At 54.5% G+C, this 12,106-nt stretch carries 11 protein-coding genes; 8 read left to right on the top strand and 3 right to left on the bottom strand.

Translation table 11 applies throughout. The annotated features are described in order from the left end of the window. Window positions 1-55: 55 nt before the first annotated feature. The 3 genes from malG to malE all read right to left on the bottom strand — a co-directional run bounded on the left by malG (window position 56) and on the right by malE (window position 3,775). Window positions 56-946: a maltose ABC transporter permease MalG gene (gene malG, locus J1785_RS09455; RefSeq protein ID WP_129991619.1), complete on the bottom strand. Its 891-nt coding sequence runs from the start codon at window positions 944-946 to the stop codon at window positions 56-58. A gap of 13 nt (window positions 947-959) precedes the next feature. Next, window positions 960-2,504 carry a maltose ABC transporter permease MalF gene (gene malF / locus J1785_RS09450; protein ID WP_129954439.1) on the bottom strand — a complete coding sequence of 515 codons (1,545 nt, stop codon included), beginning with the start codon at window positions 2,502-2,504 and terminating at the stop codon, window positions 960-962. A 71-nt stretch (window positions 2,505-2,575) separates the two neighbouring features. Beyond that, window positions 2,576-3,775 (bottom strand): maltose/maltodextrin ABC transporter substrate-binding protein MalE, encoded by a 1,200-nt coding sequence (gene malE / locus J1785_RS09445; protein ID WP_129954441.1) that lies wholly within the window; start codon window positions 3,773-3,775, stop codon window positions 2,576-2,578. 366 nt (window positions 3,776-4,141) lie between these two features. On the opposite strand from malE, the gene malK reads away from it, so the two are divergent. The 8 genes from malK to gdhA all read left to right on the top strand — a co-directional run bounded on the left by malK (window position 4,142) and on the right by gdhA (window position 11,974). Beyond that, on the top strand, window positions 4,142-5,251 hold the full coding sequence (gene malK / locus J1785_RS09440) for a maltose/maltodextrin ABC transporter ATP-binding protein MalK (RefSeq protein ID WP_129954443.1): 1,110 nt from the start codon (window positions 4,142-4,144) through the stop codon (window positions 5,249-5,251). A gap of 26 nt (window positions 5,252-5,277) precedes the next feature. Then, the gene (locus J1785_RS09435) at window positions 5,278-6,576 is read left to right on the top strand and encodes a maltoporin (protein ID WP_217219290.1); all 1,299 of its coding nucleotides are present in this window, start codon (window positions 5,278-5,280) and stop codon (window positions 6,574-6,576) included. A 229-nt stretch (window positions 6,577-6,805) separates the two neighbouring features. Then, complete coding sequence (malM, locus tag J1785_RS09430; protein WP_217138247.1) at window positions 6,806-7,702, top strand: maltose operon protein MalM; 897 nt, start codon at window positions 6,806-6,808, stop codon at window positions 7,700-7,702. A 168-nt stretch (window positions 7,703-7,870) separates the two neighbouring features. Next, a complete protein-coding gene (locus J1785_RS09425) occupies window positions 7,871-8,710 on the top strand; it encodes an AraC family transcriptional regulator (RefSeq protein WP_217219289.1) in 840 nt (279 codons plus the stop codon). A 51-nt stretch (window positions 8,711-8,761) separates the two neighbouring features. Continuing rightward, window positions 8,762-9,199, top strand: a complete 438-nt coding sequence (locus J1785_RS09420) for a DUF2000 domain-containing protein (RefSeq protein WP_217219288.1) — start codon at window positions 8,762-8,764, stop codon at window positions 9,197-9,199. Window positions 9,200-9,269: 70 nt separating this feature from the next. Beyond that, a complete protein-coding gene (locus J1785_RS09415) occupies window positions 9,270-9,968 on the top strand; it encodes an acid phosphatase (protein ID WP_217219287.1) in 699 nt (232 codons plus the stop codon). Window positions 9,969-10,031: 63 nt separating this feature from the next. Continuing rightward, window positions 10,032-10,517: a methylated-DNA--[protein]-cysteine S-methyltransferase gene (locus tag J1785_RS09410; RefSeq protein WP_129954454.1), complete on the top strand. Its 486-nt coding sequence runs from the start codon at window positions 10,032-10,034 to the stop codon at window positions 10,515-10,517. A 113-nt stretch (window positions 10,518-10,630) separates the two neighbouring features. After that, window positions 10,631-11,974 (top strand): NADP-specific glutamate dehydrogenase, encoded by a 1,344-nt coding sequence (gdhA, locus tag J1785_RS09405; RefSeq protein WP_217219286.1) that lies wholly within the window; start codon window positions 10,631-10,633, stop codon window positions 11,972-11,974. The last annotated feature ends 132 nt before the right edge of the window (window positions 11,975-12,106 follow it).

Raw genomic sequence — 12,106 nt, 5'->3', positions numbered from 1 at the left:
GCCGCCCAAGACACAGGTAATTGATCAAGTATTACAAAGCGCATTAGCCTTACCGTTAACCTTTCACTCCCCCTGCCGTTAAGCCGCCCACCAGCCAGCGTTGAGCAATCAGGAACACTGCCGTAATCGGAATGGCAGACAGAATCGCCGCCGCGGCAAAGTCACCCCACAGATAATTTTGCGGATTCAGATATTGCTGCATGCCGACCGCCAGCGTGTAGCTGTTGACGTCTCGCAGCAGTAACGATGCCACCGGCACTTCGGTAATAGCCGCGATGAACGACAGAATGAACACCACTGCCAGAATAGGTACAGACAGCGGCAAAAGCACCAGACGGAATGCCTGCCACGGGCTGGCACCATCCAGCGCGGCCGCTTCTTCCAGCGAGCCGTCGATGGTTTCGAAATAACCTTTGATGGTCCAGACGTGCAGGGCGATACCGCCCATATAGGCAAATATGACACCGCCATGCGTATTCAGCCCGAGAAACGGCACGTACATGCCGAGACGGTCAAACAGGGCATATAACGCCACCAGTGACAGCACCGCCGGGAACATCTGGAAAATCAGCATCCCTTTGAGCAGCGAACTTTTACCGCGGAATTTCATGCGGGCAAAGGCGTAGGCGCAGGTGGTAGAAAGCGCGACGATGCCGACAGCGGTAATCCCGGCGATCTTGACCGAATTCCACAGCCACAACATGACCGGAAACGGCGGTGGCGTGATGCTGCCGTCGCTGTTGGTGACGGCAATCCCGAGTGCCAGTTTCCAGTGATCCCACGAGACCTGATCCGGGATCAGACTGCCGGTGGCAAAGTTACCCGGGCGCAGCGAAATGGCGAATACCATCAGCAACGGGAACAGGATCAGCGCCAGAAAGCACAGCAGTAAAAGGTGCGTCATCAGCAATCTGACTTTCTGCGACTTCGGTTTAACCATGGGCATTGTCTGTTTCTCCTTAGTCGAATTTCATGCGTGATGCTTTCAGGTTCACGATAGCCAGCGCACCCACCAGCAGGAAGATCAGCGTGGCAATCGCCGCCGCCAGCCCGAAGTCCTGCCCGCCGCCGCCTTCAAAGGCGATGCGATAGGTGTAGCTGACCAGCAAATCGGTATGACCCGCTGGCGTAGTGGTGCCGAGCATGTCCGGCCCGCCGTTGGTCAGCAGTTGGATCAGTACGAAGTTATTAAAGTTAAACGCGAAACTGGCGATCATCAGCGGCGTCAGCGGTTTGATCAACAGCGGGAGCGTGATGCGAAAGAAGTTCTGCATCGGCGTCGCGCCGTCCATTGCGGATGCTTCGTAAAGATCGTCTGGGATCGCTTTCAGCAGGCCCATGCACAGGATCATCATGTACGGATAACCGAGCCAGGTGTTGACGATAATGATCATGCTTTTGGCGGTCCACGGATCGCTGAACCATGCCGGTTTGATACCAAACAGCGCGCTGAGCATCAGGTTTATTTCACCGAAGCTCTGATTGAATAACCCTTTGAAAATAAGAATCGAAATAAATGCGGGAACGGCGTAAGGCAGGATCAGCAGGATACGGTACGCCGCTTTGCCCCTGAGTTCTTCCCACTGTACGACGCAGGCCAGCACCATGCCGACCGCGACGGTGAGCACCACAGTCAACAGGGCGAACACCACGGTCCAGACAAAAATGGACAGGAACGGTTTCTGGATCCCTTCGTCATGTAGCACGCGCAGGAAGTTGCCCCAGCCAATGCCGACGGTAAAGCCCGGGCTGAGTTTTTCGGCCTGCCATTCGCCCTGGGCGTTTACAGCCTGATAGAAACCGGTGTCCATATTCGGGCGGTAAATCGTGCCGGTTTGTACGTTGGTCAGTTGCTTCTTATCTTCACCGGGTTTGTACAACGCCTGCGTGCCGGAGAACTGGCGCAGTGAACTCATGCGCAGCATTTCGCCGTCGGGTAATTTCGCTGAGATCAGACCGAGCGCCAGACGGTTTTGTGTCACCACCCGTAATCCGGCTTTTTCAGCCGATGGCGCGGTTTGCGGCAGCATGTCCAGCGTTTGCGGCGCCTGAGCGTTGAAAGCAAAAGGCGGGGAAACCAGCGTCTCGCCGTTATCCGCTGACGTCAGTGCCAGTTGCCATTTATCACCGGCGGGGTAGAGGGCGAAATTCAGCACCTTGCCGCCCTGGAATTCACGTCCCATCAGCACAGACTGTGCGCGCTCAAAGGTCAGCTGATTAGTACTGCTGTAGTTGGTGAAGGCGATTGCGATGGTGCAGATCAGCGGGAACAGCACAAATAACAACATCCCGGCCAGACCGGGGTATACATAGCGCCACGAATAGGCGCGGCGGTTGCCATAAATGTATAAGCCGACACCGGAGAGGATCAGGGTCAGAATGGCAAAAAGGGTTTCGCCCTGCGCATACATCAGCACGATCAGATAACCGGTAAAGCAGGCGAGCAGGGCGATGATCAGCCATTTGAACGCATTGCTGAACGGCCGTTTTTTGGCTCTTGGCATAAGGACAATCCTTGTGGTGGCGGTGTGCAACCCGTGAGTTGCGCACCGTTCATTGAGCTAATGCTTTGGCATTACTTGGTAATGCGTGTTTCTACGTCTTTCAGCGCTTGTACAACGGTTTGTCGGCCATTTACCGCGTTAATGATTGCGCTGCGTTCTGCATACCAGAAGGCGCTCATCTGCGGGATATTTGGCATGATTTCACCGTTCTTCGAGTTAGCCATGGTGGCAGCAATGCGCGGGTCTTTTTCCAGTTTTTCCTGATAAGACTTCAGCGCCACGGCACCCAGCGGTTTGTCCTTGTTCACCACGGCCAGACCGTCATCAGTGATCAGGTAATTTTCCAGGAATTCTTTCGCCAGTTCTTTGTTCGGGCTGGCGGCATTGATACCGGCCGTCAGTACGCCGACGAACGGTTTAGACGGTTTGCCGTGGAACGTTGGCAGCAGCGTCACGCCGTAGTTGATTTTGCTCTTGTCGAGGTTTGACCATGCCCACGGACCGTCAATGGTCATGGCGGTCTGGCCTTTGTTGAACGCGGCCTCAGCAATGGAGTAATCGGTGTCAGCATTAATGTGCTTGTTTTTCACCAGATCGATAATGAATTGCAGACCAGCCTGTGAACCTGCGTTATTCACGCCGGTGTCTTTAATGTTGTATTTACCGTCTTCATATTTGAACGCATAACCGCCATCAGCCGCGATGATCGGCCAGGTGAAGTACGGTTCCTGCAAGTTCCACATGATGGCGCTCTTGCCTTTGGCGCGTAGCTCTTTATCCAGCGCCGGGATCTCTTCCCAGGTTTTTGGTGCTTCTTTAATGATGTCTTTGTTGTAAATCAGTGACAGCGCTTCAACCGCGACCGGATAGCCGATCAGCTTGCCGTTGAAGGTGACTGCATCCCAGGTGAACGGGAACAGTTTATCTTTAAAGGTCTGATCCGGGCTGATTTCAGCCAGCAGGCCGGATTGTGCGTAGCCGCCAAAACGGTCATGTGCCCAGAAGATGATGTCAGGGCCGCCGCCGGTGGCGGCCACTTGCGGGTATTTTTCTTCCAGCTTGTCAGGATGCTCTACCGTCACTTTAATGCCGGTGTCTTTTTCAAATTTCTTACCGACTTCCGCCAGGCCGTTATAGCCCTTGTCACCGTTAATCCAGATGACCAGTTTCCCTTCTTCTATTTTGGCGAACGCGGAAGATGACAGCACCAGCGTAGCCAGCGCCGAGAGTGCCAGTGTGTGTTTAACAATCTTCTTAATGCTGAGGGTCATAATCCAATCCTTTTGTAGTCGGTTTTTTTATCGTCTGAGACGGAAAAGACAGGGTACGACGCCAGTGTGGATTCAACCTGTCGGCGCTTCATCATCCCCCTCTCTACGCCCCCGTCTCTCAGAATGTGATCCCGCCGACACTCTCAGGCGTTATGTGGCTCATCACTCAAAATTATGCTTCGTTTTTTGCCATTCAGATCACGAATTTGATTTTTGGTATGAACTTTCATCCGTTTACGGGAAACCGTCATCCTCCCTGCTCCTCCCCCATGAAAAACTTTGTTACGGATGATTACGATAACCGGCTAATCCTTCACTCTCCGTTGCATCGAGTTTTCTCGCTGGCAACAAGTACAGGAGTTCAGGATGGCGAGCGTTTCCCTTAACAGCGTGTACAAAGCCTTTGGCGATACCGTGATTTCCAGTGATATCAATCTGGAAATAGAAGAAGGCGAGTTTGTTGTGTTTGTCGGGCCGTCCGGCTGTGGTAAATCCACGCTGCTACGCATGATTGCTGGTCTGGAAGACATCACGTCCGGTGAACTAAAGATTGGCGATAAACGCATGAACGAAGTACCGCCCGCCGATCGTGGCATTGGCATGGTGTTCCAGTCTTATGCGCTTTATCCGCACCTGTCCGTGGCAGAAAACATGTCTTTTGGCCTGAAGCTGGCCGGTGCGAAAAAAACCGAGATCAGCCAGCGGGTGAATCAGGTATCCGAAGTGTTGCAATTGGCGCACTTGCTGGACCGACGCCCGAAAGCGCTTTCCGGCGGACAACGTCAGCGCGTGGCGATTGGCCGTACGCTGGTTGCCGAGCCGACGGTTTTTCTGCTTGACGAGCCCCTTTCTAACTTAGATGCCGCGCTGCGTGTGCAGATGCGCATTGAAATTTCACGCCTGCATAAGCGCCTGAAACGCACCATGATTTATGTGACTCACGATCAGGTCGAAGCGATGACGCTGGCCGATAAAATCGTGGTGCTCGATGCCGGACATATCGCTCAGGTCGGTAAGCCGCTCGGGCTGTATCACTATCCTGCCAACCGCTTTGTCGCCGGTTTTATCGGCTCTCCAAAAATGAATTTCCTGCCGGTGAAAGTCACCGGTGCTGAACCTGCACGTGTGCAGGTCGAGTTGCCAAACCGCCAGCAAGTCTGGCTGCCGGTGGAGGGGACCAACGTTAACGTCGGCAGCAACCTGTCACTGGGTATCCGCCCTGAACATCTTCTGCCAAGCGACGTCGCTGAAGTGACGCTTTCCGGCGAAGTGCAGGTTGTCGAGCAACTGGGTAACGAAACACAGATCCACATCCAAATTCCGGCAATTCGTCAGAACCTGGTGTACCGCCAGAACGACGTGGTGCTGGTAGAAGAAGGTGCAACATTCGCCATTGGTTTGCCGCCACACCGCTGTCATCTGTTCCGCGAGGATGGCACTGCATGTCGCCGGTTACACCCAGAACCTGGTGTTTGAAAGCACGCGATCCCCTACAGGAGAAAATGATGATCACAATGCGTAGTTCTTCCCTGGCGCTGGCAGTGGCTGCTGGCATCCTTTCTACACAAGCAATGGCGGTAGATTTCACCGGTTATGCCCGTTCGGGTATTGGCTGGACCGGCAGCGGCGGCGAACAGCAATGTTTCAAAGCAACCGGTGCAGACAGCAAATACCGTCTTGGTAACGAATGCGAGACGTATGCAGAGTTGAAACTGGGTCAGGAAGTGTGGAAAGAAGGGGATAAGAGCTTCTATTTCGACACCAACGTGGCGTATTCCGTCTCTCAACAGAACGACTGGGAGTCAACCGATCCGGCTTTCCGCGAAGCCAACGTGAAGGGTAAGAACCTGATCGAATGGCTGCCGGGCTCCACCCTCTGGGCGGGTAAGCGTTTCTACCAACGTCATGATGTTCACATGATCGACTTCTACTATTGGGATATTTCAGGTCCTGGTGCGGGTCTGGAAGATATCGATCTGGGCTTCGGTAAATTGTCTCTGGCTGCAACCCGTAATACCGAAAGCGGCGGTTCATACGGTTATATTGCCGACCAGCGTAACGAAGTGCCAACCTCCAACGACGTGTTCGACGTGCGTCTGGCGGGTCTGCAAACTAACCCGGGCGGCGTACTGGAGTTAGGGGTGGATTATGGTCGTGCCAATGCGCGTGACGGTTATTCACTGGCGGATGATGCCACCAAAGACGGTTTCCTGGTCACTGCGGAACATACGCAAAGCATTTACAACGGCTACAATAAATTCGTTCTGCAATATGCTTCTGACTCCATGACCGATCCGGGTCAGGGCACGGCAAACGGCCACTCTAATGGCGCAGCCATCAATAACAACGGCAGCATGGTGCGCGTTCTCGATCACGGTGCTATCGACTTCAACGACACCTGGAGCCTGATGTACGTGGCAATGTATCAGGACGTTGATCGTGATAACAACAACGGCACCACCTGGTATACCGTCGGTGTCCGTCCGATGTACAAATGGACCCCGATCATGAGTACCTTGCTGGAAGTGGGTTACGACAACGTGAAATCTCAGCGTACCGGCGACAAAAATGGTCAGTACAAAGTCACCCTGGCGCAACAATGGCAGGCTGGCGACAGCATCTGGTCACGTCCGGCCATCCGCGTGTTTGCCACTTATGCGAACTGGGATGAAAAATGGGGTTACGACACCGATACCGGCACAAACAATGGCTTAGCGATGAATGATACCAGCACCCGTACCTTCAGCCGTGGTAATGACGATGAAGTGACCTTCGGCGCCCAAATGGAAATCTGGTGGTAAATTTTTCCTTCCTCCTTCGCGCTGCCGATGCGTTGGCTGCGCGTCCTCGCCCCGGTCACGTAGTTGTCTACGCTCCCGGGGACTTGGACGCTTGCCGCCTTCCGGCAACCCGAAAGAGTTTGGAAAAATGGCAATGTAAGCTTTAAAAATCGCAGTAAAGAAGATGTGCTGGCTGGCGGATTGTCGCTGATGACCGCCAGCCTTCATGGTGATTTCAAAGGAACCAATAATGAAAAAGAATCTGCTGTCACTGTGTCTGTCGCTGAGCCTGTTGGCTGCTGTCCCTGCGGGAGTGAATGCTGCGCAAAATGATGCGAATACGGCACCGGCTATTTCCAGCCAGACCTTACGCAACCTTTCATGGACGCCGCTGGTTCCGCCAGTGACGCAGGATGTCACGCTGGGCACGTCCAGCGCTGAAATTAATCAGGGTGAAATTCAGGGTGCTGTCGGGGCTTTCGCATTACCTGCTGACCGTGGCTCGCTTGAAATCACACTGACCAGTATCGCGACCGGTAAAACCGTGTATGCGCCGAATGTTCTGGTGCTGGATGAGCAGATGCGTCCGGCGGCATTTTATCCTTCCAGCTATTTCCCGTATCAGAAACCAGGGATCGTGTCGAGTGACCGTCTGGAAGGCACACTGAAACTGACGCCGGCGTTGGGTCAGAAACAAATTTATTTGCTGGTGTACACCACCCGTCAGGATCTGGCAGACACTACGCAGATGGTCAACCCGGCGAAAGCCTTTGCGGCAGGGGTAGGTAATGCGGTGCCGGATATCCCGGATCCGATTGCCCGTCACACGCCAACCGGCACGCTGAGCCTGAAAGTGACCGCTGAGCAAAAAACCGGCAACGTGATGATCGGCCAGATCTTCCCGTCATCCGCACCTGCAGCGGCAGCACCGGTCGTCGTCGGCAGCACACAGGCTCCTGCACCTGCGGCAGCCCCGGCAAAACCGTCTGAGCCAATGCTCAGTGATTCCGAAACTTACTTTAACGACGCGATTAAGAAAGCAGTGAAAGCAGGGGACGTTGATAAAGCCCTGAAACTGCTGGACGAAGCTGAACGTCTGGGTTCCAAAACCGCCCGTAAAACCTTTATTGAAAGCGTGAAGCACTAAGCTTTTCAGGGCATCCCCCGAGAAGAAGCTGGCAGTTTTTGTTAGCGCCTCCCCCTGCGAAGGGGGAGGAAGCCGCCCAAGCCCGGTCATCCCGATACCCGTTTGCCTTCATTTCTTTTTCTCCCTTCTATTTGTTACCCTGTTGTTAATTCATTCAGCGGGGGATTTATGGTGTCTGCAAACTGGGTCGATTTATCGAAAGATAAAGACAGCGGGATCGAGACGATCCACGCCCATTTCGAAGGCCATGCTTACGATCCTCACTGGCATGACAGTTATCTGGTCGGTGTCACCCAGTACGGTTTGCAGCAGTTCAGCTGCCGCCGCCAGAAGCATCAGAGCCTGCCGGGTAAAGTGTTTATGCTCGAACCAGGCGAAATTCATGACGGCGATGCCGTGCAGCCCGGCGGTTTCACCTATCACATGTTGTATCTCGATCCGCAATGGCTGTGCCGTGAACTGGCGGCACGGCGTGATTCCCTTTCTTCGGCCGGTGATCCGAGTTTCGAAAATACCTTAGCGCAGGATCCGCAACTGGCACTGGCGACGTCGCAGGCATTTCAGGCGCTGCATGGTAAAGACCTGCGCATCGTGCGTCAGACTGCGCTCGACGGGCTGCTCAGTGCGCTGGGCGGTCATCTCACCTGGCAGCCGCCGCGCTCACAAGGCGTTGCACCGTGGTCACGGGTGGCGCATCAGGCACGGGAATATCTGCATGCCCATCTGCACGAAGATATCGGTCTTGAGCAACTGGCGGCAGCGACCGGCGAAAGCCGTTTTGTAGTCAGCCGTGCGTTTAAAGCTGAATTTGGACTACCGCCGCATGCCTACCTTATTCAGCTGAAACTGACCCGTGCCCGCGAAGGTCTGGCGCGGGGACACACACCGGCAGCGGTGGCGGCGGATTTAGGCTTTGCCGATCAGAGCCATCTCGGGCGCTGGTTCCGCCGTGCATATCAGCTAACGCCTGCGCATTACCGGCGTTTATGCACAAATCTTCCAGATTGAGAAAAAGCGACAGGCTAAGCTCGGCACTCAACTGAACCGGAGCCTGTCATCATGAATACGTCTGCAACAATTCTGCCCCCGTCCCCGGAACGCTGTGTGATTGTGATCAATCAGCAACTTGCCGCCGGACACGCCGCCAATGCCGCCGCCGTACTGGCCCTGACGCTCGGGCAACGCCATCCGTCGCTGGTAGGCGCACCATTGGTTGATGCCGATAACCGCGAGCATCCGGGGCTGATCCCGATTGGTATCAGCGTGCTGGTTGCCGACAGCGAACAGCTCACGCAACTCCATCAGCATCTGCTTAATGACGACGAAATGGATGGTATTATTTTCCCGGTCGGGGGACAGCAGACCACTGATTATGCTGCCTTTCGCGAAGCGGTGTCTGTTGTACCGACGGACAATCTGCAACTGCTGGGTATCGCGCTGGCGGGCAAAAAGAAAGTGGTGCGTAAGCTGACCGGCAAACTCGCTTTGCTCGGCTGACGCCTGTCATTTAAGTGTCACACTTGTTCTCTACTCTCCTGATATTCAAACTAATATCAGGAGTTTTCCCGTGCGCAAGACCCTCGTTGCTCTGCTGCTTTTCACCCTCGGTTCCACGTTTGCCGTCCAGGCCGCTGACGAAGCCAAACCCTTTATCACCAGCCAGGAACTGGATCTGACCAAATATCTGCCTGCGCCACCGGCGGATGATTCGGCGCAGACCCAAGCGGAGCTGAAAGAATTGCTCCAAATTCAGGCCACCCGCACGCCGGAGCAGGAAAAAGCGGCGATTGCTGATGCTGAGGAAAACGTCTGGCGTTTTGCCGATGTGATGGGGCCGGACTTCGATGCTGCAAAACTGCCGAAAACCGCGGCACTGTTTGATCGTATTGTTGCGACCGAAGATGTGGTGGACGATCACGCCAAGAAAGCCTTTAACCGCCCGCGTCCTTACATGCTGGATGAACAGATCCATCCGCTGCTGAAAAAATCCAAATCCGGCTCATGGCCTTCCGGTCATTCGACTATCGGTTACCTGATGGCGACCGTGCTCGGTGAAATGGTGCCGGAAAAACGTAATGCGCTGTTTACCCGTGCAGCCGGTTATGCCGAAAACCGTCTGGTGGCTGGTTTCCATTACCGTTCTGATACCGTGATGAGCCGCACCGGTGCTGCGCTGATTGCCCAGAAAATGGAAGAGCAACCGGATTTCAAAACCGAATTCGACGCGGCGAAAGCGGAAGTTCGTGCACAGCTTGGTCTGAAATAATTTTCGTCAGTTCCTGCCTTTCCGGTAAAGTATGGGGCGTAAAACTTGCAAAGGAAGGGACTGATGGAATACAGATTCAAGCGGATGGCATCACCGGTCGGGTTACTTACACTGGCGGCGAAAGGCGACAAGCTGACCGCCATTTTGTGGGAATGTGAAATCGACGGACGCGTGCCTTTGGGCACGATGCTGGAAGACCCTGCGTTTCCGATTCTGCTGAAAACCGAACAACAGCTGAACGAGTACTTTGCGGGTGAACGTACACGTTTTGAGCTGGATCTTGATTTCACCGGCACCGAATTCCAGAAAGAAGTCTGGGCGGCGTTGCTGGAAATTCCTTTTGGTGAGACGCGCAGCTACGGCGAAATCGCCCGACGCATCGGTCGCCCGAAAGCGGTTCGCGCCGTGGGTGCTGCCAATGGTCGCAATCCGATTTCTATCGTGGCGCCCTGTCACCGGGTAATCGGTTCTTCCGGCAAATTAACCGGCTTTGCCGGCGGACTGGAGAACAAGTTGTTGTTACTGAAGCTGGAAGGCCGTAAATCGTAAGGTTTTTATTGGGGAATAAATTGCTTGATGTCCGCTTGTTAGTCGATGCATAGTCAAAAAATAAGCAGTAAATAAAAAAAGACAACATCACCTACAGACGGAGTTTTAAATCAATGGATCAGATTCAATCCCTCGGACAGTTTTTATCCTCAGTCCAGCAACGCGACCCGCATCAGGTCGAATTCTCTCAGGCCGTACGTGAAGTCATGACCACGCTATGGCCTTTCCTCGAACAAAATCCACAATACCGCCGTTCTGCATTGCTGGAACGTCTGGTTGAGCCGGAACGTGTCATTCAGTTTCGCATCGCGTGGGTGGATGACAAAAACCAGGTGCAGGTCAACCGTGGCTGGCGTGTGCAGTTCAGTTCAGCCATCGGCCCCTATAAGGGCGGGATGCGTTTCCACCCGTCGGTCAATTTATCGATTCTCAAATTCCTCGGCTTCGAGCAAACCTTCAAAAATGCGCTGACCACGTTACCGATGGGCGGTGGCAAGGGCGGCAGCGATTTCAATCCGAAAGGCAAAAGCGAAGGCGAGATCATGCGTTTCTGTCAGGCGCTGATGCTGGAACTTTACCGCCATCTGGGGCCGGATACGGACGTGCCTGCGGGCGATATCGGCGTCGGCGGGCGTGAAGTCGGATATATGGCGGGGATGATGAAAAAGCTCTCCAACAATACCGCCAGTGTTTTCACCGGCAAAGGCTTGTCGTTCGGTGGCAGTCTGATCCGCCCGGAAGCGACCGGTTACGGGCTGATCTACTTCACCGAATCGATGCTCAGACGTCATGGCCTGGATTTCGAAGGCATGCGCGTGGCGGTGTCCGGTTCCGGCAACGTCGCGCAATATGCCATTGAAAAAGCCATGTCACTGGGCGCACGCGTGATCACCGCATCTGATTCCAACGGCACCGTGGTTGACGAAGCCGGGTTCACCCCGGAAAAACTGGCACTGCTGACGGAAATCAAAGCCAGCCGCGACGGTCGCGTGGCAGATTATGCACAGAAACTCGGGCTGACGTATCTCGAAGGCCAGCAACCGTGGAATGTGCCGGTGGATATCGCATTGCCTTGCGCCACGCAAAATGAGCTGGATGCATCAGCGGCGCGTGTGTTGATCGCCAACGGCGTGAAAGCGGTGGCCGAAGGTGCGAATATGCCGACGACAATTGAAGCGACTGATCTGTTCACCGATGCCGGTGTGCTGTTCGCGCCGGGTAAAGCGGCGAATGCGGGTGGCGTAGCGACCTCGGGACTGGAGATGGCGCAGAACGCCGCGCGTCTGAGCTGGAAAGCCGATGAAGTCGATGCGCGTTTGCGCCACATCATGCTGGATATTCACCAGTCGTGCGTCGAGTACGGCGGCGGAAGCCAGCAGACGCAGTATGTGCGCGGGGCGAATATTGCGGGCTTCGTCAAAGTGGCAGATGCCATGCTGGCGCAGGGCGTGCTGTAAGCCAGAGTGTCACCTGAAGGACAATGAATTTAGCCAATAAAAAAAGCCGACTTGAAAAAGTCGGCTTAATCATATGATTTTAAATCTAAAATTTGGTGGCCCTTGCTGGACTTGAACCAGCGACCAAGCGAT

The organism is Rahnella perminowiae, assembly GCF_019049755.1.
Lineage (GTDB): Bacteria > Pseudomonadota > Gammaproteobacteria > Enterobacterales > Enterobacteriaceae > Rahnella > Rahnella perminowiae.
The sequence above is the reverse complement of the archived record's forward strand: the minus strand, read 5'-3'. Positions and strand labels throughout refer to the sequence as shown.

Coding starts and splice junctions, on each gene's coding strand:
- J1785_RS09425 (WP_217219289.1), top strand. CDS start 7,871: ATGGTGTCTGCAAACTGGGTCGATTTATCGAAAGATAAAGACAGCGGG.
- J1785_RS09420 (WP_217219288.1), top strand. CDS start 8,762: ATGAATACGTCTGCAACAATTCTGCCCCCGTCCCCGGAACGCTGTGTG.
- J1785_RS09410 (WP_129954454.1), top strand. CDS start 10,032: ATGGAATACAGATTCAAGCGGATGGCATCACCGGTCGGGTTACTTACA.
- gdhA (WP_217219286.1), top strand. CDS start 10,631: ATGGATCAGATTCAATCCCTCGGACAGTTTTTATCCTCAGTCCAGCAA.
- malK (WP_129954443.1), top strand. CDS start 4,142: ATGGCGAGCGTTTCCCTTAACAGCGTGTACAAAGCCTTTGGCGATACC.
- J1785_RS09435 (WP_217219290.1), top strand. CDS start 5,278: ATGATGATCACAATGCGTAGTTCTTCCCTGGCGCTGGCAGTGGCTGCT.
- malF (WP_129954439.1), bottom strand. CDS start 2,504: ATGCCAAGAGCCAAAAAACGGCCGTTCAGCAATGCGTTCAAATGGCTG.
- malG (WP_129991619.1), bottom strand. CDS start 946: ATGCCCATGGTTAAACCGAAGTCGCAGAAAGTCAGATTGCTGATGACG.
- malM (WP_217138247.1), top strand. CDS start 6,806: ATGAAAAAGAATCTGCTGTCACTGTGTCTGTCGCTGAGCCTGTTGGCT.
- malE (WP_129954441.1), bottom strand. CDS start 3,775: ATGACCCTCAGCATTAAGAAGATTGTTAAACACACACTGGCACTCTCG.